General features: G+C 64.6%; 16 protein-coding genes and 3 tRNA genes. 14 read left to right on the top strand and 5 right to left on the bottom strand.

Annotated features, from left to right (window positions below; all coding sequences use genetic code 11):
- Positions 1–552: 552 nt before the first annotated feature.
- Positions 553–625 (bottom strand) — tRNA-Arg (locus tag C450_RS17020).
- Between the two features lie 96 nt (positions 626–721).
- On the opposite strand from C450_RS17020, the gene C450_RS17015 reads away from it, so the two are divergent.
- Positions 722–1,411: a hypothetical protein gene (locus C450_RS17015; protein ID WP_005045537.1), complete on the top strand. Its 690-nt coding sequence runs from the start codon at positions 722–724 to the stop codon at positions 1,409–1,411.
- A 95-nt stretch (positions 1,412–1,506) separates the two neighbouring features.
- Here the strand turns inward: C450_RS17015 and C450_RS17010 are convergent, their stop codons facing one another.
- Entirely contained in the window at positions 1,507–2,808 is a 1,302-nt protein-coding gene (locus tag C450_RS17010; protein WP_005045536.1) for a S8 family peptidase, read from the bottom strand.
- A gap of 689 nt (positions 2,809–3,497) precedes the next feature.
- On the opposite strand from C450_RS17010, the gene C450_RS17005 reads away from it, so the two are divergent.
- The 3 genes from C450_RS17005 to C450_RS16995 are packed head-to-tail and all read left to right on the top strand — an operon-like array spanning position 3,498 to position 6,448.
- A complete protein-coding gene (locus C450_RS17005; RefSeq protein ID WP_005045534.1) occupies positions 3,498–4,949 on the top strand; it encodes a single-stranded DNA binding protein in 1,452 nt (483 codons plus the stop codon).
- Between the two features lie 45 nt (positions 4,950–4,994).
- Positions 4,995–5,438 (top strand): histone family protein, encoded by a 444-nt coding sequence (locus C450_RS17000; protein ID WP_005045532.1) that lies wholly within the window; start codon positions 4,995–4,997, stop codon positions 5,436–5,438.
- Positions 5,435–6,448 carry a histone deacetylase family protein gene (locus tag C450_RS16995; protein WP_005045531.1) on the top strand — a complete coding sequence of 338 codons (1,014 nt, stop codon included), beginning with the start codon at positions 5,435–5,437 and terminating at the stop codon, positions 6,446–6,448. The genes C450_RS17000 and C450_RS16995 overlap by 4 nt, the downstream gene beginning before the upstream one ends.
- Here C450_RS16995 and cca read toward each other — a convergent pair.
- A complete protein-coding gene (gene cca / locus C450_RS16990) occupies positions 6,427–7,791 on the bottom strand; it encodes a CCA tRNA nucleotidyltransferase (protein WP_005045529.1) in 1,365 nt (454 codons plus the stop codon). The genes C450_RS16995 and cca overlap by 22 nt on opposite strands.
- An 84-nt stretch (positions 7,792–7,875) precedes the next feature.
- Here cca and C450_RS16985 point away from each other — a divergent pair.
- Positions 7,876–7,948 (top strand) — tRNA-Asn (locus tag C450_RS16985).
- Between the two features lie 425 nt (positions 7,949–8,373).
- A tRNA-Ile gene (locus C450_RS21780) sits at positions 8,374–8,502 on the top strand.
- A gap of 58 nt (positions 8,503–8,560) precedes the next feature.
- On the opposite strand, the gene C450_RS16980 is transcribed toward C450_RS21780, so the two are convergent.
- Positions 8,561–9,715: an NAD(P)/FAD-dependent oxidoreductase gene (locus tag C450_RS16980; RefSeq protein WP_005045528.1), complete on the bottom strand. Its 1,155-nt coding sequence runs from the start codon at positions 9,713–9,715 to the stop codon at positions 8,561–8,563.
- Positions 9,716–9,861: 146 nt separating this feature from the next.
- Between C450_RS16980 and C450_RS16975 the strand changes: the two genes are divergently transcribed.
- From C450_RS16975 to C450_RS16955, 5 genes are all read left to right on the top strand, one after another.
- Positions 9,862–11,442 carry a DHH family phosphoesterase gene (locus tag C450_RS16975; RefSeq protein WP_005045527.1) on the top strand — a complete coding sequence of 527 codons (1,581 nt, stop codon included), beginning with the start codon at positions 9,862–9,864 and terminating at the stop codon, positions 11,440–11,442.
- A 48-nt stretch (positions 11,443–11,490) separates the two neighbouring features.
- Positions 11,491–12,294 carry a CBS pair associated ParBc domain-containing protein gene (locus tag C450_RS16970; RefSeq protein WP_005045526.1) on the top strand — a complete coding sequence of 268 codons (804 nt, stop codon included), beginning with the start codon at positions 11,491–11,493 and terminating at the stop codon, positions 12,292–12,294.
- 322 nt (positions 12,295–12,616) lie between these two features.
- On the top strand, positions 12,617–13,639 hold the full coding sequence (locus C450_RS16965; RefSeq protein ID WP_005045524.1) for an ABC transporter ATP-binding protein: 1,023 nt from the start codon (positions 12,617–12,619) through the stop codon (positions 13,637–13,639).
- On the top strand, positions 13,636–14,451 hold the full coding sequence (locus C450_RS16960; RefSeq protein WP_005045522.1) for an ABC transporter permease: 816 nt from the start codon (positions 13,636–13,638) through the stop codon (positions 14,449–14,451). Before C450_RS16965 ends, C450_RS16960 begins: the two co-directional genes overlap by 4 nt.
- A 376-nt stretch (positions 14,452–14,827) precedes the next feature.
- Positions 14,828–16,036 carry a trans-sulfuration enzyme family protein gene (locus C450_RS16955; protein ID WP_005045520.1) on the top strand — a complete coding sequence of 403 codons (1,209 nt, stop codon included), beginning with the start codon at positions 14,828–14,830 and terminating at the stop codon, positions 16,034–16,036.
- Between the two features lie 5 nt (positions 16,037–16,041).
- Here C450_RS16955 and C450_RS23730 read toward each other — a convergent pair whose 3' ends face one another.
- Positions 16,042–16,467 carry a DUF7347 domain-containing protein gene (locus C450_RS23730; protein WP_440717302.1) on the bottom strand — a complete coding sequence of 142 codons (426 nt, stop codon included), beginning with the start codon at positions 16,465–16,467 and terminating at the stop codon, positions 16,042–16,044.
- Here C450_RS23730 and C450_RS16950 point away from each other — a divergent pair.
- The 3 genes from C450_RS16950 (at position 16,381) to C450_RS16940 (ending at position 21,815) form a co-directional block, all read left to right on the top strand.
- Positions 16,381–18,081, top strand: coding sequence for a methylmalonyl-CoA mutase family protein (locus C450_RS16950; protein WP_005045519.1), 1,701 nt, complete (start codon positions 16,381–16,383; stop codon positions 18,079–18,081). The genes C450_RS23730 and C450_RS16950 overlap by 87 nt on opposite strands.
- Before the next feature lie 146 nt (positions 18,082–18,227).
- Entirely contained in the window at positions 18,228–20,204 is a 1,977-nt protein-coding gene (gene acs, locus C450_RS16945) for an acetate--CoA ligase (RefSeq protein WP_005045518.1), read from the top strand.
- A gap of 159 nt (positions 20,205–20,363) precedes the next feature.
- Positions 20,364–21,815, top strand: coding sequence for a substrate-binding protein (locus C450_RS16940; RefSeq protein ID WP_005045517.1), 1,452 nt, complete (start codon positions 20,364–20,366; stop codon positions 21,813–21,815).
- The last annotated feature ends 20 nt before the right edge of the window (positions 21,816–21,835 follow it).

The following is a 21,835-nucleotide window of genomic DNA, read 5'->3' as shown; positions in this document are numbered from 1 at the left end:
TAGAACTTGCGGAATTCATTCTCTGCTAGCCAGCCTCTTACTGTTTTCATTGAGAGGCAATTATCAATTGTTGCTAAGAACATAAGAAGGTGTTGGTGGTCTTACTCTAGGACTTAGAAGACCCTCATATCTCGCAGATCGACGGATTAGTCAATCGTATTTTGCCGCTACCAATAGTCTCAGGGGAAGGTTTATATCCGCGCTTAATATATCTATATATGAGAAAGTCACGATAACAGAAGCGTCCGGGCGTTGCAGCGCCCGAACGTGGCTTTCTCATGGTGGCAGAAAGCCATGCAATCAAACGACAGCGACGGCAATGAAACTTTGGTCGAGAAGCGCGCACGCAGGGAGTCTTTCGGCTTCACAGTGTGTCGAAACGGCGTCGTCAACGTACGTAACGAGTCTTACGGCGACGATAAGAGCAAATATGCTGAGTGGGTGGCAGGCCAACAGCACACCACATTATGTGAAATTGACGTCCTGGCGGAGTCCTGCGCGAACGCAGTGAGCGCAGGGCACGCCAGGACGTGAACGAGCGAAGCGAGTGAACGTCCTGGCGGAGATTTGAACTCCGGTCACCGGCTCCGCAGGCCAGTAGGATAGTCCACTACCCAACCAGGACTCACTCCCCTCTACACCAGTTCGGGTTAAACCCGTTACGGTTGCCGCGTCGGCGAGCCGCCACAAGACACATGTTTTCGCCCGGTGACGTGCCAACATGAACCGTCGTGAAGTCCTCGTGGCGACTGCCGCCATCGTGAGCACTGGCTGTCTCGGCAACAGCGGGGGCGAGAACGGCTCGACTGCCGAACCCACCGATGGAGCCGCCACAACGACCGAGACGACCGAAGCCGACGCCACGGACACGGCCGAATCGACCACCACCGCGACCGAAACGGCCACGACGACCGCCGAATCGACGGGGACGACGACCGGCGGTGAGGCCACGAAAACCACCGCAGCCCGCACCAAGACGCCAGAGGGAACGACGATGGACGGAACGACCACGGATGGGCCGACGAACGGGACAGCGACCAACGGCACGGCGACGGGCGACTCGGCGGCCGACCGATCGTTCACGGTGCGCGAGACAGGAGGCGAACCGGGCAACGAGGCGAGCGTGACCGTCGAGAGCGGGGGCTCGCGGATCGTCGTGGCCGGAACGATCACCGGTGGGAACGGGTGTCAGACGGCCGTCCTCGATGCAGTGCGGACCGACGACGGGACACTCCAAGTCGTGGTCGCCACCGAGCGCGCCGCGGACGCCGGCACGATGTGTACGCAGGCGCTCGTCGGGATCAGCTATCGCGCGACCGTCACCGTGGAGAGCCAGCCGACGTCGGTGACGGTGATCCACCGCGGCGCTGGCGGCGAGGAGACAGTCACCACCGCCGAACCCGGCAGTTGACCGTCCGAGCGAGAGACCGAACGAACGCGCACTCGCCGTCTCATTCTGATCGGGGGGTTTGTGACGAACGAAAGAGACCGCGTCGTTAGCCGCTTTCAGTCATCTTCTTCTTCCTTTTCGTCTTCTTCTTCTTCTTCTTCTTCTTCTTCTTCCTCTTCGTCGTCTTCCCTCTCCCCGTCGTCCTCTTCTTCGCCGTCATCGTCTTCGTCGTCGTCCGACAGCCTGGCAACCAGCGCAGTGAGGTCGAGATGGCCGTCGCCACGGAAGTCGGGTTCACCGATGTCGCTCGCGGTGTTCCGGATGGCGTCCTCGACCTCGCTGACGCTGAGATCGGGTCGCAGCGATCTGGCGAGTGCGACCGCACCCGCGACCTGCGGGGCCGCCATCGAGGTTCCAGCCTTGAAGCCGTACTCGGCGGAGACTTCGCCGTTCTGTTGGCTGAAGACCGTCGAAAGCACGAGGTCGTAGAAATACTTGGGTTTGTCCGCATCGCCGTCGCCGAACTCCGTAGACGCCTCGGGATCGAAGTTGCCGCCGCCGGCGCTCACGTCGATGACGCTGCCGCCGTAAAAGGTGTACTTCGCCGGCTGCGTGGTCGGCTGCCGGAGCGGCGGGAGCCCCTCGTACTCTCCGTCGTCCTCGTCGTCCTCCTCTTCATCATCGCCCTCGCCGGTCCGCGGCTCGTCGTCCCAGAGGAAGCCGATCGGTCCCGTCGCCGAAACGACGAACATGCCCTCGGCCTCAGTCGGGATACCGAGTACCCGCTTGGGGTCGAGGTCGGTTCCGTCGAGACCGGGATCGTCTCCATCGTTGCCGGCGGAGTTGACGACCACCGTTCCCCGCTCGTTGGCGTACGCGACGGCTCGGTCGAACATCTCCTTGATCGGGAGCAACCCCTCGTAAAAGCGCGGGTTGGTGAAGATCTCTGGGAAACCGAGGCTCATGTTCGCCACGTCACAGCCTTTGTCGGCGGCGTCCATGATCGCGGCGATGATAGCGCTGTTGGCTCCGCTGTTCTCGGCCGTCGGCGAGAACACCCGAAGCGCGAGGAGGTCAGTCTCCGGAGCGACGCCGAGCACGCCGCCGCGTCCGCCGTCGAAGTCGTTCGTCGCGGCGGCGATGCCGGCGACGTGTGTGCCGTGGTCGCCCCCACCAGGGGCGAAGAACCCCTTCCCGTCGCTGGTGAAGTTCTTCGAGAGGTCGCGATTGACGACTTCGTCGAGATCCGGGTGGTCGGCGTACACGCTGGAATCGATGATGGCGATCCGTGACCCCTCACCCTCGGTGACTTCGTGAACTTCTTCGATGTCCTGTACTCGCTTGTCCCACTGGAGCCGACGGCGCTCGGGAAGCCCCGACCCCTCCTCGTCTTCGTCCTCGTCGTCGTATTCTTTCACCGGCCCCCCCCTCGGCCTCCGCCGCGACATCGCCCTGAAGCGACTTGTCCGCGGCAGACCCGTGTTTGACCATCTCGAGGTCGGGGACGGTCGCCGCGTCGCCACCGACCGACTCGGGGTCGCCGCGGGCAGCCAGCACGTCGATCGCCGAGAGGTCGTGGACGATCTCCACGCTTTCGGGAATCTCCGACCGAGACACCTCTTCGAGGTCGATCATGAACCGCTGGTTGTCGCCGCTCCCCTGTGCCGCAACGGGACCGGCACCCAGCACCAGACCACCGGTGACTCCCGCCAGTTTCATGAACGTCCGTCGGGTTCGTTCCATCGTCTTTAGCCTATCGTAGTTCGATAAATAAATATCATTTGGTTATTGGATGATATTACAGTATTTGTCGGTATTTTATTATTCTCAGTAAGGGTGTTTGTGTCTGTCTCACGAAGGCGGATTACGGGACCGATCGATTCGTCGATATCGTCTTCGAGATGGCTGTGCGAGTAACTCACGTTCTCATGGACGACGTGAGCAGTTCCGATGATCCGCGACGATCCGTATCGAACGGGCCGATTCGTCGGCGACCGCGAAAGCGACGAGCGGATGGACGATCCCGTCAGGCGAATCGGTGGCCACGGCGGTGCGACGCCGTGACGACAATGTTTAAGCGCGCATCGCTCGTGGACTGGCGTAGAACATGGGTGCGATAGCAGAGATCTACGCGGACCTCGACGCCGACGTACCCGAGGGGGAGTTCCGGGAGGCCGTCGAGGAGAAAGTCGAGGAGATGGGGGGGCTCGCCGACGAGGAGACCGCCGCGATGTTGATCGCCCACGAGGTCGCCGACGGCGAAGTCGAGGGCGTCGCCGACGTCGAACCGGGGATGGAGGAGGCGAAGTTCGTCGCGAAAGTCACGAGCGTCGGCGAACTCCGCACCTTCGAGCGCGACGAGGAGGACGAGGACGGCCAAGTCATCAACGTCGAGGTCGCCGACGAAACCGGGCGAATCAGGGTCGCGTTCTGGGACGAACAGGCAACGGGCGCGGCCGAAGAGCTCGAAACCGGTGCGGTGCTCAGGGTTGCGGGCCGACCGCGAGAAGGGTACAACGGGATCGAGGTCAGCGCGGATCGGGTCGAGCCGGCCGACGTCGAAGTCGACGTCGATCTCGACGCCGCCGACACCATCGACGGACTCTCGCTCGGTCAGTCCGACGTCGACCTCACGGGATTGATCCTCGATACCGACACCGTCAGGACGTTCGACCGCGACGACGGCTCGGAGGGACGAGTGGCGAACCTCACGCTCGGCGACGAAACGGGACGGACGCGAGTGACGCTCTGGGACGACCAGGCCGAACGGGTCGAGGAACTCGCCGCCGGCACGACGATCGAACTCACCGACGGCTACGTCCGCGAGCGCAACGGCGACCTCGAACTCCACGTCGGCGATCGCGGCGGGCTCACGGAGGTCGACACGACTGTCGAGTACACGCCCGAAACCACGTCGATCGAGGGACTCGAAATCGATACGACCGTCGACATCGGCGGCGTCATCAGGTCGACCGATCCGAAACGCACCTTCGACCGCGACGACGGTTCGGAGGGCCAGGTCAAAAACATCCGCGTCCAGGACGAGACCGGCGACATCCGCGTCGCGCTGTGGGGCGAGAAGGCCGACCGTGATCTCGGACCGGGTGACGAGGTCCAGTTCGCGGACGTCGAGATCCAGGACGGCTGGCAGGACGATCTCGAAGCCTCGGCGGGCTGGCAGACGAGCGTGACGACGTTCGACACTGGTGGGGTGCCCTCGACTACCGAGGACGACGAGGCCGGCGCAGACGACGAGACGGGTCTCGGGGCGTTCGCCGGCGATGGTGCGGACAGCGAGGACGGGACGACGGGCGACGGACACGAAACCGAACGTGAAGCGGAAGTGGACGCGGCAGCCGAAAACGGGGCCGGAAGCAACACGGAGGACGGCCCGATCGAGTTCACCGGAACGGTCGTGCAGGCGAGCGATCCGGTGGTGCTCGACAACGGCAGCGAGACGATGCGTGTCGAGACGTCCTCGACTGTGCATCTCGGCGAGGAGCTCACCGCTCGGGGACGGACGGCCGACGGCACGCTCGATGCGGACGAGGTGTTCTGACGTCCCACGGAAACCCTTAAGACCGGAACAGTCCCCGTATGCGCTATGAGCGTCGAGCTCCCGTTCGCGCCGGTCGATGCCGTGATTCGTCGGCACGCCGGCTCGCTGCGGGTGAGCAGTGAGGCCACCGAGGAGCTCGCCGAACGCATCCAGGAGCGCGGCGCGCGCCTCGCGGCAGACGCCGCCCAGCGCGCGACCGACGACGACCGCAAGACTCTCCAGGCCGCTGACTTCGAGACTGACGCCGCCGAGTCCGGGGAACTCGAACTCCCGGTCGCGCCGGTCGACCGTATCGCTCGCCTCGACATCGACGACCGCTACCGGGTCGCCCGCGACGCCCGTGTCGCCCTCGCCGGCCGGCTCGAACGCTACGCCGGCCGGGTCGCGACGGCCGCGGCGGTGCTCGCGCGCCACGCCGGCCGGCGCACGATCACGGTCGCCGACGTCGAGACGTACTTCGAACTCGCGCCGTACTACCACAACGAATGAGATTCGGCTACTCCGCGGAGTGTCTCGAACACGACCCTGGCTCGCGCCACCCCGAGAGTCCCGATCGGCTCCGCGCCATCCGCCGGGCGCTCGCGAAACGCCACGGTGTCGAGTACGTCGAGGCCGATCCGATCGACGAGTCCGCCGCACGAGCGGCCCACGACCCCGATTATGTACAGAAGTTCCGCGAGTTCTGCGCGTCGGGCGGCGGCCAGTGGGATCCCGACACCGTCGCTGTCGAGGCGACGTGGGACGCCGCACTCCGGAGCGCGGGCCAGGCGGTGTGGGCCGCCGAGGCCGCCCTCGACGGTGCGAGCGAGCGCGAGACGCCGTTCGCTCTCGGGCGGCCGCCGGGCCACCACGCGGTCGCCGACGACGCGATGGGCTTTTGTTTCCTCAACAACGCCGCCATCGCGGCCGAGGCGATGATCGACGACGGCCGCGCGGAGCGGGTCGCAATCATCGACTGGGACGTCCACCACGGCAACGGAACCCAAGATATCTTCGAGGATCGGGGCGACGTGTTCTACGCCTCGATCCACGAGCGCGGGCTCTACCCGGGCACTGGCGAGGCCGGCGAGATCGGAACGGGCGACGGCGAGGGGACGACCGCGAACCTCGCCTTCCCCTCCGGGGCGGGCGATCCGGCGTACGTCGCCGCAGTCGACGAGGTGCTCGCTCCGCTGCTCGACGATTTCGATCCCGATCTCCTCCTCGTGAGCGCGGGCTTCGACGCCCACGAACACGACCCGATCTCACGGATGAGCGTCTCGACCGAGGGCTACGGCGTGCTGGCCGCCCGACTCCGCGATCTCGCGGCCCGGTCCGACGCGGGCTTCGGGTTCGTTCTCGAAGGCGGCTACGGTCTCGACACCCTCTCCGAAAGTATCACGACGGTGAACGAGGTGTTCGGCGGGTACGATCCCGTCGAACCCGAGGGCTCGGCCGACGATCGCGCACGTGCGGTCATCGACGAAGTCCAGGCGGCTCACGGTCTCGGCGAGAAGTAACGCGCCAGCTCTACTCCGAACTCGTCGGCCAAGCGAGCCGTCTCGTCCCCAACGAGCACCGTGTAATCGGCTGCGAGCGCGCGTTCGATGTCCGCGCCGAGCGCTACGTCGAACAGTGCGTCGCTTTCGAGGAACGCGCGGGGGCTGGGAAACGTGCGGTCGCGCTCGACCACGTATCGTCCGTCATCGATGAACGGACCGTAGCAGTCCGTATCGGAGTACTTCTGGTAGAAGGTGGTTGCGTGCTCGCGCGCGCTCACCGGGGGACCCTCGTGGCGCTCGATCGCTGGACGTTCGGCAACCCCGAGTTCGACGAACAGAACGGCCGACTCGTCGGCGAACGCGGCCGAGCGGAGCGAGTCGAACCCGCGACGGTCGAGCGCGTCGACTACCCCGCGACGGGAGCGTTCGAGTTGGGGGTAGAGCTGGTCGGCGACGAGATCCGGCGCGTCGAACCGCACGGCGACCGGGATCGTGCCGCGGCGTTCGAGTTCGGTCCGGACCTTTGCGGCCGAGAGCGGTGTCGGCGAGTCGAAATCGAACGCCGATTCGCGCGGGTCGGCGAGGAGGTCGCGGGCGTAGTGCTGGAACCGGGCGAGATTGGTAGTCGAGAGCACCGCCGCGACGTTGCGTCCCGAGTCAGTGGGATCGACCACCACGAGCGGATCATCGAAGCTCTCGCTGTGGGCGTCGCCGTGGCCAGCGGGATCGAACCGCACAGGGGAGTTCCAGTCGGCGGCCGCCTCGATCAGCGGGCGGAATCCGCCGTGTTCGAGCGTGAGGAGTTCGACGAGATAGCCCGAAAACCCCCGTGTGCGGAGGTCGCTGCCGTAGACACCGACTGCCGAGAGGAATCGTTTGGCGAGTCTGACGTCGGCGGCGAGTCCTGCGTCGAGTCGGGCGTCGAGATACTGCGTGTGGAAGGGCGTCCGATCGACCGCCGACCGGACGTCGGCCGCGCGCTCGACCCGAAAGCAGGGGACGAGATCGACCGCGAACCCGTCGAACGTGCCCGTGACGTAGGGGTGTTCGGCGTATTCCTCGCGGCCGTCGGGGAGGACCCGGTGGCCGACCGCGAGCCCGTGGCGTTCGAGCTCCTCGCGCGGGAGATCAGGCGGGAACCGGACGAACAGATCGATGTCGCGGTCGCCGGGCAGCCACGTGCCGCGAGCGGTTGAGCCGACGTGGACGACGTCCGCTTCGACCGGGCGATCCGCGACCGCGCGCTCAGTGGCGTCGGTGAGCCGATCGACGGCCTCGTCGAGACGGGTGCGTTCCTCGGCGTCGGGAGTGACGCGATCGCGGACCCGCGTGAGAACGGCGTCGAGGGCGTCGTCGGTCATACCGAGGGTTCCCCGCCGCCGGGCGAAAACGTGTCGGTCGAAAGCGAAACGGCTATGAACGAACTCGCGTTAGGATGGAGTAGAGCCGCCGTAGCTCAGTTGGTAGAGCACCTGGTTGTTACCCAGGTTGTCCCAGGTTCGAGCCCTGGCGGCGGCGTCTTTTCGGCGCGCAACGTGACGAGCGGAGCGAGTCACCAGCGCGCCGTGAAAGCGCAACCCGACAGGGGTCGGGCTCGAAAGTCGCAGCGGCCGAACGAAGTGAGGCCGACCGTCTTTCGGCGTTCGAGCCCTGGCGGCGGCGTGAATTTTCTTCGGAAATTCACGGCCCGCGAGACGTAGTCTCGCGACGGTGTAAAATCGCTCCGCGATTTTACGACCCGTGAAAACTCATCGAGTTTTCACGACGGCGTGAGATTTCTGCGAAATCTCACGGCCCGTCAGATCCCGCCGGAATCTGACGACGGCGCTTCTTTCGGCGCGCAACGTGGCGAGCGGAGTGATTTTACCATTTTTATCCGATCGTGGATCGCCGAAAGCACATTCGGTAAGCTAAAGGGCCAGACACAGGAAGAAACCAATCAAGGGCCCTTAGCTCAGTGGTAAGAGCGCTCGGCTCATACTGACATCTGAAGGTATGCACCGCCGTCTCAGTGCGACCCTCGGATGACATGAGACACCGAGTGGTCGTTGGTTCGAATCCGACAGGGCCCATTTACAGCGACCGAGAAAGGAGCAGACGGCGTAGAGATGTGTTGTCGGTCCCGAACCGCTACATGTCGGGCCACGCGCGCGCCGCCCGGGACGAGCCCGCGATGTCCCGGATCCACCGCGCGGCGACCGCTTTCTTCAGGAACTTCGCGGCCGGCCCGCCGAAGGTGTTGATCGGGACGTTGACCACGTTGTGCGCGACCGCCTTCTCGCCGACCGATACCAGCGTTCCCTTGTCCTCGTGAGTCCACGACGTCAGCGGCTGGCCGTGGAGCGCGCGCGCGACGTTCTCGCCGGCGACCTCGGCGGCCTGCCACGCGGCCTGGGCGGTCGGTGGACACGGACCCTCGGGCTGATCGACGATCGCCGAATCGCCCAGCGCGAACACCCGATCGTCGCTCGTCTCGAAGGTCGCTGCGGCGTTGACGCGGTTGTGCTCGTTGTCGAGTTCTGTACCGCCCATCGCGTCCTGACCCGTAACCCCGCCGGCCCAGACGAAGACGTCGTGTTCGAGCGTTGCGTCCGACTCGAAGTGGATCACGTCTTCGTCGGCCTCGGTGATCGGGTCGGCGGTCGAGATCTCGATGTCGCGTTCGAGCAGACGCTTTCTGAGCGCGCCCTGGAGTTCGGGATCGTTGCCCGGGAAGATCTCTTCTAAGGCCTCGACGAGCGTGATCTCGATCGGGGCGTGGTGTAGATCACGGAACTCCGCGATCTCGCCCGCGGTCTGGATGCCCGAGAGGCCCGCACCGCCGACGACGACCTGTGCCGGGTCGTCGGGAGTGGCGTCGCGGGCGGCTTCCTTCACTTCGTCGTGGATCTCGAGCGCGTCGTCGAGACTCTTGAGCGTGAACGAGTGCGCTTCGAGACCGTCGATCCCGTAGTACGCCGTTTGCGAACCCAGCGTGACCAGCGCGTAGTCGTAGTCGACCGTCGAGCCGTCGGCAAGCGCGATCTCTCGGTCGTCGCAGTCGAGATCGGTGACCTCGCCCTCGATGAAGCGGGTGTGTGGGGATTTGATCTCCTCGACCGGGATCGTGATGTTCTGACGGACGCTCGGGTCCCGGATGCACCGGTGGGCCTCGTGGAGCACGAGGTGGTGGTCGTGATCGGAGAGCCAGATGATGTCGGCCTCGTCGTCGAGGGCGTCTTCGAGGCTCTTGATCGCCCCAGCGCCGGCGTAGCCAGCACCGAGCACGACAACGGTTTCGGTCATGTCCGTCCTGCGCGGCCAGTCGTTACAAAGCCTTTGAAACCGGGGCGGGAGCGGAACGGTGGTGGGTCGTCCGTTCGACGACGATCCGGCGGCATGATCCGGATGCTGGCGGAGGGTTTTAACCATCGTGGCGTCCATCGGTGGGCATGGTCTCGCGGCTCGTGCTGGGATGTGGCTCGGTCGGGCGCATTCTGGTCGACGCGCTCGGCGATCGTCCCGGCGGCGTCACGGTGCTCTGCACCGACGAGCACCGCGTCGAGACGCTACGAAGCGACCGCGTCGCGGCGCGACGAGCCGACCCGACCGATCCCGCGACGCTCGCCGACCTCGACAAACCGGTCGACGTCGTCGTCGTAGCGAGCGACGACCCTGCAACCAACGAAGCCGCCGCGACGGCGGCACGCGAAACCCACCCGAACGCGTTCGTACTGGCGTACACCGGCGAAGAACCGACCGACGACCGCCGGTTCGCGATCGAGTCGATCGCCGACCGCACGATCACGTCGGCGACGACCGCGGCGACCGAACTCCTCGAACGTATCGGCGAGGAGAGCATGCGCCCCCGCCGGCTCTGGCGGGTGCTCCGCACGATCGACGGCCCGCTCGCGATCGTGACCCACGACAACCCCGATCCCGACGCGATCGCGAGCGCGCTCGCGCTCCGCCGGATCGCCGCAGCGGCCGGCTGTGACGCCGAGGTCTGCTATTTCGGCGCGATCACCCACCAACAGAACCGCGCGATGGTCAACCTGCTCGACATCGAGATGCGCGAGCTCGCGCCCGACGACATCGACGAGTACGGCGGGATCGCGCTGGTCGATCACTCGCGGCCGGGAGTCAACGACCAGCTCCCCGAGGACACCCCTATCGACGTGCTGATCGACCACCATCCGCCGCGCGCGCCGGTCGAAGCGCGGTTCGTCGACCTCCGGAGCGACGTCGGTGCGACCAGCACCCTCCTCGTGGACTATCTCGGCCGACTCGGGATCGAGATCGACAGCACGGTGGCGACAGCGCTGCTCTACGGCATTCGGGTCGACACCAAGGACTTCCAGCGCGAGGTGTCGACCGTGGACTTCGACGCCGCTGCGTTCTTGCTCCCGTACGCAGACGAAGACATCTTGGAGCAGGTCGAGACGCCGAGCATGAGCGCCGAGACGCTCGAAACGATCGCGCGCGCGATCTCGAACCGCGAGGTCTCGGGTTCGGTGCTGGTGAGCTACATCGACGACCTCCACGAGCGCGACGCGCTCGCCCAGGCCGCCGACCAGCTCCTCGACATCGAAGACATCCGAACGACGCTCGTCTACGGGATCATCGACGGCACGATCTACTGCTCCGGCCGGACGCGGGGTGGCGGTCTCGACATCGGCGAGACGCTCCGGGACGCGTTCGATCGGATCGGGAGTGCCGGCGGCCACGCCGACATGGCGGGCGCACAGCTCCCGCTCGGACTGCTCGGCGACGCCGACGAGACCGCGCTCTCAGGGATCGTCCACGACGTCATCAACGATCGGTTCTTCGGAGCGATCGAATCGCGGCCGGACGTGGAGCCGACAACGACGACGCCCGACGTGACCGCGGGAGCGACCGAGCTGGCTGGGGCGGACGAGACGGGCGAGGCGGTCGAAACGAATGCGGGCGACGGAACGAGTAGGAACCATAGCGACCCCGAGGAGGCGTCCGGCGACGATGACGAACGTCGCGAAACGACCGACGACGGTTGAGCCACCTGAACGAGAGGTTTTTGTCCGGCGACGACGATCACACACCCAATGGCCACCGACACCGGCACACCGCGGGTCAGCGACTACATGACTCGCGACGTCGTGACGGTCTCGCCCGACGACACGGTCGCGTCGGTCGCCCGCCGCGTCGCCGAGAGCGACGAGGAACACAGCGGTTTTCCGGTGTGTGACGGCCGGCGGTGCGAGGGGTTCGTCACCGCCCGCGACCTCCTGCTCGCCGCGGACAACGCCGCCGTTTTCACGGTGATGTCCGAGGATCTAGTCGTCGCCCACCCCGAGATGGATCTCGACGACGCCGCACGGGTCATCCTCCGCTCGGGCATCCAGAAACTCCCCGTCGTGGACGACGCCGGCAATCTCGTCGGGATCATCTCGAACGCCGACGTGATCCGGAGCCAGATCGAGCGCGCCACCCCCGAGAAGGTCGGCAAGCTCTCGCGCACCCTCGAAAACATCCACGAGATCGGGACGCGAGAAGAGCGCCGTCGGGTCGCGCTCGACGACCTCACACCAACCCAGTCGAAGGTGTACGCCGACGAACTCGAAGGCCGGCGATACGAACTCGAACACGGTCTCGCCGAACCTCTCGTCGTCATCGACAACGGGGGGAATCTCCTGCTCGCCGACGGCCACCACCGCGTGAAGGCTGCCGACCGCCAGGGGATCGAGGAGTCCGACGCCTACGTGATCGTACTCGGGGAGAGCGTCGAGCTCGGAATGGCCGAAACCGCGCGCAAGGAGGGGCTCGAATCGATCGAAGACATCTGCGTCGTCGACTACGCCCACCATCCCCTGGTGCAGACGATCACCAGACTGAACGAAGCCGAGTGAGCGACGCGGCCGCGCGAGCCGCCACCGTCGATCGTTCTTAGAGCAGGTAGAGACGCCCGTGACGCTACGCGTTCCCGGCTGCGTGATCGAAATCGACGACGCTCAGCATCCCGTCGAGCGTCAACTGGAGCGTGTCAGTGTCGACTGTAACGGCGACCCTGACCCGGGAGGGGGATCCTCGGAAACGACGGTCCCGCCGTGTCCGCCGATGAAGTCGCATTCGAGATAGTCCCGAGAACTCCTCCCCCGACACATGTGTTCCATCAAACAGAAATATAACTCTGGAAACGTTTAATGATAGCGGCCATGGGAATGTGATCGAATGAGCACGAACGCACCGCTCGAACACGAACAGGCGAGCGATCGAGCGACCGAGCAATCCGACGAACGGAGTCGTTCCGTGGTTTCAGTTGAGGGACTCGAAAAGACCTACGGAGACGGTGACGACGCTGTTCGCGCCGTCGAGGACGTCTCGTTCGACATCGAACCGGGCACTGTGGTCGGACTGCTGGGGCCGAACGGGGCCGGAAAGACCACGACGATCAAGGCGATGCTCGGGCTCGTCGTCCCCACCGCCGGAACGGTGACGATCGACGGCGTCGATGTCCACGACGATCCACGGGCGGCCTACCGGCAAGTCGGCGCGATGCTGGAAGGTGCGCGGAACGTCTACTGGAAGCTCACCGTTAGAGAGAACTTGGAGTTCTTCGCCGCGCTCAGCGGCCGGCGGCCCGCCGCGGTGGCCGACCGCCACGATCGGCTGCTCAACCAGCTCGCGCTCGCGGAGAAGGCCGACAAGCCCGTGAACGACCTCTCACGCGGGATGAAACAGAAGGTGTCGCTCGCCTGCACCCTCGCACGCGACGCCTCGGTGGCTTTCCTCGACGAACCCACCCTCGGCCTCGATGTCGAGAGTTCGCTCGAACTCCAGCGAGAGCTCCGCCGGCTCGCCGACCAAGAATCGATGACGGTCGTGCTGTCGAGCCACGACATGGACGTGGTGCAGGCAGTCTGCGACCGGGTGATCATCATGAACGACGGCCGCGTCGTGACCGACGACACCGTCGACGGCCTCATCGATCTCTTCCGGAGCCAGGCCTACCACATCACCGTCGACGACCTCCCGGACGGGGTGCGCGACCGGCTCGAAGCCGAGTTCGACGCCGACGGGTTCGAGTCGGTCGGCGATCAGGCACGCTTTGCAGTGTCGCTGCCCGACGGGCGCGCGCTCTACGACGTGATGGACGCGCTTCGAGAGGCAGACACCGTGCCGGCGTCGGTCGACTCGATTGAGCCCGACCTCGAAGACGTGTTCCTCGAACTCACTGGGAGTGAGGACGGATGAGTACGGACACCGCGAGCCCAGGAACGGGCGCAACCACCGACGCCAGCCTTGCGACCCTCGTCAGGGCGATCGCGAAAAAGCGCGCGCTCCTCCTCGTGCGCTACCCGGTCAACACGCTCTCACAGTTCGGGGTGATGTATCTGGTCTTCCTCATCATCTTCTTCGGCGGGCGCGCGATCGCGGGCGCGGCGCTCGCGAACTCGATCGAGGGGATCATCGTGGGCTACATGCTCTGGTCGGTCTCGATCACGGCCTATTCCGGGCTCGCGTGGAACGTGACTCGCGAGTCACAGTGGGGCACCCTCGAACAGCTGTTCATGTCGCCCTTTGGCTTCGGGCGGGTGATGGCGATCAAGACCGCGGTAAACGTACTGGAGGCGTTCCTCTGGGGAGTGCTTATCCTCGCGTTGATGCTCGCCACGACCGGTCAGTCCCTCGTCATCGAACCGGTGACGGTGTTGATCCTCGGCGGGCTCGCGGTCGCACCCGCGGTCGGCGTCGGGTTCGCCATGGGGGCGCTCGCCCTGCTCTACAAGCGGGTCGAGAACGCCTTCAACATCGTCCAGTTCGTGCTGATCGGCCTGATCGCCGCGCCGGTCACCCAGTACCCGCTCCTCAAATGGCTCCCGCTCGCCCAGGGCAGCCACCTCCTCGGGCGCGCGATGACCGATGGCGTCCGGCTCTGGGAGCTTCCTGTCACCGAGCTCGCGATCCTCGTCGCCACCGCGGTCGGCTATCTCGGCGTCGGCTATCTCGCCTTCCACCGGGCGCAGCGCCGCGCGCGGCGAAAGGGCGTCATGGGTCACTACTGAGCGCTCGACGCCGCCGTCTCCGCCCGGATCGCGTCGCCGAGCTCGGCGAACTGTTCGCGACCGGGATCGGCACGATTTCATGGACTTTCGCTACCCTCTCGACAGCCTGTCCCCCGTTTGCACGCCACCAGTCGTCGCTTTTGTGTTGCTACCGTTATCAGCATCGGCGATCCGGGACACACTTCGAATACGAGCGGTTCGACAACTACCGGGAGCGATCGGGTTCCACCCCGAATCGCGAAGAAGTTCTGAAAGCAGCACACAACCCACGAATCCAGAGGTAGTATCGTTGCGTGATGATCGAAAGTAATACGAATATTGGTTTTTATTACCCGAAATTGCACACGTTTATCGCGTGGCTGTCCGTGGCAGTGGCATGGAGAGAGAGACTGAGCCTCGTTTCGAGACACGGAGTGTCTCGACCGGCGAAGATCCCGCAGAGACGAGTGCCGGAGACGTGACGGTCCCGATTCATCTGGCCTCTACGTACACCCTCCCCGGTATCGACTCCGACCTCTCGTTGGAAGACGTCGACCCGGATCGCGGCGAATACCTCTACGGTCGGCTCTCGAACCCAACACGGCACGCTGCTGAGAAGCGAATTGCTAGCCTCGAACGGGCAGATCACGGCTTCTGTTTCGCGTCGGGTTCTGCTGCCATCGCGACCACGTTTCTCGCCACCGTCGAGCCAGGTGATCACGTCGTCGCGTTCGATGACCTCTATGCAGGTACAACACGGATGCTGACCGATTTCTTCGAAAAGCAGTTGAACGTTCGAGTGACCAGTGTTGATGCAACCGACCCTGGGAACGTCGAGGCAGCCATCCAGCCCGAAACGAAGCTGGTCTGGATGGAGTCCCCAACGAACCCATCCATGCGGATATGTGATCTGTCTACGATAGCGAACGTTGCCCACGAAAACGATGCGCTGCTCGGTGTCGACAACACGTTTCTCTCTCCGTACTTCCAGCAACCACTTTCGCTCGGTGCTGACGTGGTCGCTCACTCCACGACGAAGTACCTCAACGGCCACTCCGACTCCATCGGCGGTGCTGTCGTCACCGATCACGATACGGTAGCCGAAGAGATGAAATTCCTCCAACAGATCGCATTGGGGAATCAGATGCCGCCATTCGACGCATATCTCCTTCTCCGGGGGACGAAAACGCTCTCTGCCCGGATGCGTGATCACGAAGCTAACGCACTGGTGATCGCAGAGTACTTGGAAGACCACGATGCGGTGGATACCGTCCACTATCCTGGATTGGAGTCCCACCCCCAACACGATCTGTCCGAGCGCCAGCAGTCCGGCTACGGGGGTATTCTTTCGTTCGATATCCAGGGAGATCAGTCCGATGCGATCGAATTTCTCGAATCGCTTTCGGAGTTCTCACTGGCAGTTTCGGTTGGTGGTGTCGAGTCGCTGATCCAACTGCCCGCAGCGATGACGCACGAACCGCTGGGAGCCGAAACCCGATCGGCGCTCGGAATCACCGATACACTCATCAGAATGTCCGTAGGTATCGAGCATATCGACGACCTCGTTGCGGATCTCGACGACGGATTTGCATCGATAGCGCAATGAGTGTGTCATCGGATCCGAATATGACTCCCGAGTGACGAGCGAAGCGGCGTAGCGTTCCAGAAACCCCTCCTCTCCGCAGTTCCAACACCCGTCCAACCCACGGACTTCCCCGAGTCGCGGGTCCCGACTCGCTCGCGCAGGTCCGAAAAGGAAAGCGCGTCCTCGGCATCCGCGATCTCACGGTGGATGGCGACCCGCGTTTCGTTGCCGAGGGCCGAGAGGCGTCGCTCGGATCCGCTGTGGAGTGGGTCGTGGTCGACGTTCGGCCGTCCGTCGGTATCGATCCGTGCTCGATCGACACCGATGCCCGAATCTTCTTTACCGGCCCGGTAACAACGTCCAGTATGTACGACGATGAAGATCTCGCCGCAATTCGGGAGGAGAAAGAACGGTGGAGCGAGGAGACGCTCGACCCCGTTCTCGATCGCCACGGCGAGCGCCAGGAGCGCTTCGCCACCGTCTCGAACCTCGAAGTCGACCGACTCTACACCCCCGACGACGTCGCGGACATCGACTACGAGGAGGATCTCGGGTACCCCGGCGAGGAGCCCTACACCCGGGGTGTCTACCCCACGATGTACCGCGGTCGGACGTGGACGATGCGCCAGTTCGCCGGGTTCGGCACCGCAGAAGAGACCAACGAGCGGTTCCGTTTCCTCGTCGACGAAGGGCAAACCGGCCTATCGACCGCGTTCGACATGCCGACGCTGATGGGGATCGATTCGGACGATCCGATGGCCGACGGCGAAGTGGGGAGAGAGGGCGTCGCTGTCGACACGCTTCGGGACATGGAGATCCTCTTCGACGGGATCGATCTCGAAGAGGTCTCGACCTCCTTCACCATCAACCCGAGCGCACCCGTGATCTTCGCGATGTACGTCGCGCTCGCCGACAAGCGTGGCGTGCCCCGCGAGAAACTTCGTGGGACCATGCAGAACGACATGCTGAAGGAGTTCATCGCCCAGAAAGAGTGGGTCACGCCCCCCGAGTCTTCACTCGAACTCGTTACTGATACTGTCGAGTTCGCGGTCGAAGAGACCCCGAAGATCAAGCCGATCTCGATCTCGGGATATCACATCCGGGAAGCGGGCTCGACCGCGATTCAGGAGCTCGCCTTCACCCTCGCCGACGGGTTCGCGTACGTCGAGGACGCGATGGAGCGCGGACTCGAGATCGACGAGTTCGCCCCGCAACTGTCCTTTTTCTTCAACTCGCACAACTCGCTGTTCGAGGAGGTCGCGAAGTTCCGGGCCGCCCGCCGGATCTACGCGAACGTGATGGACGAGTGGTACGACGCCGAGGACCCGAAATCGAAGCAGTTGAAGTTCCACACCCAGACCGCGGGTCAGTCTCTCACTGCCCAGCAGCCGCTCAACAACATCGCCCGCGTGACGGTTCAGGCGCTCGCGGGCGTGCTCGGTGGAACACAGAGCCTCCACACCAACAGCTACGACGAGGCGCTTGCGCTGCCATCCGAAGACGCCGTTCGTGTGGCGCTCCGGACTCAGCAGATCATCGCCGAGGAATCCGGTGCGGCCGACATCGTTGACCCGCTCGGGGGGAGTTTCGCGGTCGAGTCGCTGACCGACGAGACCGAGGCGAAAGCGATGGAATACATCGAGGAGATCCGCGAGATGGGCGACGGCTCCGTTCGAGACGGCGTCCTGACGGGAATCGAACAGGGCTACTTCCACCGCGAGATTCAGGACGCCTCGTTCGAGTATCAAGAGCGCGTCGAGGAAGGCGAGGAGACCGTCGTCGGCGTCAACGAGTACACGATGGACGAGGACACCCGCCCGGAGATCCTCGAAGTCGACGAGGGGGTCCAGGAACGACAGCAGTCCCGCCTCGCCGACGTGAAAGCAGAACGCGACGACGGGAAGGTCGAGGACGCGCTGGCGGACCTCGAAGACGCCATCGAGACGGGCGAGAACACGATGCCGGCGATCGTCGACGCGGTCAAGGTCGGGACGTCGATGGGCGAGATCATGCGGGTGTTCGAGGCGCGCCACGGTTCGTACAGCGAGACCGTCGGCGTCGCCTGATCACGGAAGCGTCGACGTCCGAACACGCCCGATCGACCGACGGCGACACGCCCGGATTTTCGATTCGAGTTCTTGTGTCGCGAAACAATGCGGGTATCGTTAACGATATGTGGCGTACCACCGAACCACACGACTGGAGGACAATCATGTCAGACGAGGATATCACGATCGAGTCGCGGCTCGCCGAACAGGACTACTTCGAGCCGCCCGAATCGTTCGTCGACCAGGCGAACGCCGCCGACCCCGCGATCTACGACCGCTTCGACGAGTTCCCCGCAGGCTTCGAGGAGTACGCCGAGATGCTCGACTGGGAGTCCGAGTGGGACACGGTGCTCGACGACTCCAACCCACCGTTCTACGAGTGGTTCGTCGGCGGGGAGTTGAACGCGAGCCACAACTGCGTCGACCGCCACCTCGCAGAGCGTGGCGACGAGACCGCCATCCTCTGGGAGGGTGAGGACGGCGAGACCCGCGACATCACCTACGACGATCTCCACGAACAGGTCAACGAGACCGCGGCCGCACTCCGATCGGTCGGGGTCGAAGAGGACGATATCGTCACGATCCACCTCCCGATGGTGCCCGCGCTCCCGATCACGATGCTCGCGTGTGCCCGGATCGGTGCGCCCCACAGCGTGGTCTTCGCGGGCTTTTCGGCGAACGCGCTCGCCGAGCGCGTCGGCAGCGCCGAGTCGGATCACATCGTGACGATCGACGGCTACTACCGCCGCGGCGAGTTCCTCGATCACATCGAGAAGGCCGACCAGGCCATGACGGAGACCGACCGTGATCCCGAGGTCCTCGCGTGGACCCGCCACGACGAGCCGGAGGTCGACGTCAGCGACGACTACACGATGATGTCGGCGCTGCTGGACGACCACCGCGGCGAGACGGTCGAGCCGGTCAGTCGCGACGCCGAGGACCCCCTCTTTTTGATGTACACCTCCGGCACGACCGGCCAGCCGAAGGGCTGTCAGCACCGCACCGGCGGGTATCTCGCGTACGTGACGGGGACCTCGAAGTACGTCGAGGACATCAAACCCGAGGACACCTACTGGTGTCCCGCCGACATCGGCTGGATCACCGGCCACTCCTACATCGTCTACGGCCCACTCTCGCTGGGCACGACGACGGTGATGTACGAGGGCGCACCCGATCATCCCACCAAGAGCCGGATCTGGGAGATCGCCGAGTCCTACGACGTCGATATCTTCCACACCTCGCCGACTGCCGTGCGTCAGTTCATGAAATGGGGCGAGGAGCACGTCGAGGGCCACGACTTCGACTTCCGACACATGACCACCGTGGGCGAGCCGATCCAGCCCGAGGCGTGGCTCTGGTACTACAAGCACATCGGCGACGAGAGCGCGGTCATCGTCGACACGTGGTGGCAGACCGAGACTGGCGGCCACCTCATCACCAACCTGCCCGCGATCCAAGACATGAAGCCAGGCAGCGCGGGCCACCCCGCACCGGGGATCCAGCCCGCGATCTACGACGACAACGGCGAGGCGATCCCGACCGAAAGCGACGAGGCGGGCAACCTCGTCATCGAGCGCCCGTGGCCCGGGATGCTCCAGACCGTCTACGGCAACGACGAGCGGTTCATCTCGGAGTACTGGGAGCGGTTCTCGGACACGGATTCCGACGATTCGAGCGACTGGGTGTACGAGGCGGGCGACGGCGCGGTCCAGGCCGAGGACGGCTACTATCGTGTTCTCGGGCGGCTCGACGACGTGATGAACGTCGCCGGCCACCGGCTGGGAACGATGGAGCTCGAAAGTGCCGTCGCGGAGGTCGAGGACGTCGCCGAGGCCGCGGTCGCCGCGCGCGAGGACGCCCAGAAGGGCGAAGTCCCCGACGTCTACGTCACCGTCAGGGAGGGTGTCGAAGAGAGCGAGGCGGTCCGCGACCGGATCGTGGGCGCGATCGAGCAGGAGATCGGGAAGTTCGCGCGACCGAACGAGGTCATCTTCGTCGACGACCTCCCGAAAACCCGGTCGGGCAAGATCATGCGCCGACTGCTCGAGAACATCTCGAACGGTGACGATCTGGGGAACACCACCACACTTCGGGATCCGAGCGTCCCCGAGGAGATCCGCGACCAGGTCCAGGCCGACTAAACAGCCGTCCACTCGTCCTCACCGAGCCGTCTCGACGGTCCAACGTGTCGAACGGTATCGATTCAGTTCCAGGAGTGGCATCAATCGCCTGCTTTATTGATCAACCACAGATATTGTTCTGATGCAAAGATTATTATGTTCTTCTTCCATGCAACTGGTATGCGACGCGAGGACACAGGACAGACCCGCCGTGACGTGCTCAAACTGGCCGGTGCATCGGGAACCGTCGGTATCGCCGGTTTGGCAGGCTGTCTCGGCGGTGGTGGCGACGGAAACGACTCCAGTGGTGGCGGTAACGGTTCCGGCGGTGGCGGCGGTGGAAGCAACGGGTCCGGTGGTGGTGGTAACGGTTCCGGCGGTGGTGGTAACGGTTCCGGCGGTGGCGGCGGGGATTACCCGTCACTCGGCAACTTCCCGATCGAAGGCGATACCGCGATGTTCGGGCTCACCGTCCCCCAGAGCGGGTCCTACCAAGCAGAGGGCGCGAGCGAACTCAACGCGTACAAACTCGCCATCAACCATCTCAACAACGGCGGCGGCTGGGTCGGCAACTTCGAGGACCTCAGCGGTGATGGCGTGCTCGGCAAGCAGATCGACTTCGTAGAGGGCGACACAGCGACCGACCCCGACACGGCACGGAACGCCGCCAGCCGGATGATCAATCGGGACAACGTGATCATGTTCACCGGCGGGTCGTCGAGTGCAGTGGCGATCGCGCTCGAATCGCTGGCCCAACAGGAGAAGGTGCTGTACCAGTGTTGTCTCACCCACTCGAACGCCACGACCGGAAAGGACTGCCGGCGGTACGCCTTCCGGGAGATGTTCAACGCATACACGACCGCACAGGCACTCGTGCCACCGGTGACGGAGGAGTACGGGGACGACCTGAACTTCTACCAGCTCTACGCCGACTACACGTGGGGCCAGAGCGTCCAGTCGTCGATGAAGCAGTTCTTCGAGGAGGCCGGCTGGACCGAGGTCGGCAACACGGCGACGCCGCTGGGAACCTCCGATTTCTCCTCGTACCTCTCGGAGGCCCAAAGCTCGGACGCGGACGTGCTGTTCCTCGACGAGTACGGGCTCGACGGTGCGAACTCGCTCAAGCAGGCCGTCAACCAGGGTCTGACGGAGAACATGGAAATCGTCGTCCCGCTGTACAACCAGCTGGTGGCCGGTAACGCGAAACAGGCGATCCCGGGCGTGTTCGGGACGACCGCGTGGGATCCGGGGATCGACAACGAGCCATCGAACACGTTCGCCGACGCGTTCCAGCAGGAGTATGGCAACCCACCACCGGGCGTCGCACAGCTCGCGTACGCACAGATCCTCCAGTACGCGGCCGCCGCCGAACGCGCTGGGACGTTCTACCCGCCGGAAGTCATCCGACAGCTCGAGGGTTACGAGTACAACAACATCGGTCTGGGCCAGGAAGTGATGCGGAAATGCGACCACCAGGCTCAACGGGCGGTCCCGGTCGTCCAGGGGAAACAGACCGGCGACCAGAGCGAGGGCGACCTGCTGGATCTCGTCAACCTCGTCCCCAGCGACCAGGTCGGCTACGACTGCAACACCGGCCCGGCGGCCGAGTGCGAGCTCGGCAGCTACGAGTAGTTCTCCCATCACACCGCGTT

The organism is Halococcus salifodinae DSM 8989 (genome assembly GCF_000336935.1).
Classification (GTDB): Archaea; Halobacteriota; Halobacteria; order Halobacteriales; family Halococcaceae; genus Halococcus; species Halococcus salifodinae.
This window is presented reverse-complemented; position numbering and strand designations above follow the sequence as displayed.

What these genes read in the sequence shown, in the direction of transcription:
- C450_RS16975 (WP_005045527.1), top strand. Translation starts at nt 9,862, where the DNA reads ATGGTCTCGCGGCTCGTGCTGGGATGTGGCTCGGTCGGGCGCATTCTG.
- C450_RS17015 (WP_005045537.1), top strand. Translation starts at nt 722, where the DNA reads ATGAACCGTCGTGAAGTCCTCGTGGCGACTGCCGCCATCGTGAGCACT.
- C450_RS17005 (WP_005045534.1), top strand. Translation starts at nt 3,498, where the DNA reads ATGGGTGCGATAGCAGAGATCTACGCGGACCTCGACGCCGACGTACCC.
- C450_RS16965 (WP_005045524.1), top strand. Translation starts at nt 12,617, where the DNA reads ATGAGCACGAACGCACCGCTCGAACACGAACAGGCGAGCGATCGAGCG.
- C450_RS16955 (WP_005045520.1), top strand. Translation starts at nt 14,828, where the DNA reads ATGGAGAGAGAGACTGAGCCTCGTTTCGAGACACGGAGTGTCTCGACC.
- acs (WP_005045518.1), top strand. Translation starts at nt 18,228, where the DNA reads ATGTCAGACGAGGATATCACGATCGAGTCGCGGCTCGCCGAACAGGAC.
- C450_RS17000 (WP_005045532.1), top strand. Translation starts at nt 4,995, where the DNA reads ATGAGCGTCGAGCTCCCGTTCGCGCCGGTCGATGCCGTGATTCGTCGG.
- cca (WP_005045529.1), bottom strand. Translation starts at nt 7,791, where the DNA reads ATGACCGACGACGCCCTCGACGCCGTTCTCACGCGGGTCCGCGATCGC.
- C450_RS16940 (WP_005045517.1), top strand. Translation starts at nt 20,364, where the DNA reads ATGCGACGCGAGGACACAGGACAGACCCGCCGTGACGTGCTCAAACTG.
- C450_RS16995 (WP_005045531.1), top strand. Translation starts at nt 5,435, where the DNA reads ATGAGATTCGGCTACTCCGCGGAGTGTCTCGAACACGACCCTGGCTCG.
- C450_RS16960 (WP_005045522.1), top strand. Translation starts at nt 13,636, where the DNA reads ATGAGTACGGACACCGCGAGCCCAGGAACGGGCGCAACCACCGACGCC.
- C450_RS16970 (WP_005045526.1), top strand. Translation starts at nt 11,491, where the DNA reads ATGGCCACCGACACCGGCACACCGCGGGTCAGCGACTACATGACTCGC.
- C450_RS16950 (WP_005045519.1), top strand. Translation starts at nt 16,381, where the DNA reads ATGTACGACGATGAAGATCTCGCCGCAATTCGGGAGGAGAAAGAACGG.
- C450_RS16980 (WP_005045528.1), bottom strand. Translation starts at nt 9,715, where the DNA reads ATGACCGAAACCGTTGTCGTGCTCGGTGCTGGCTACGCCGGCGCTGGG.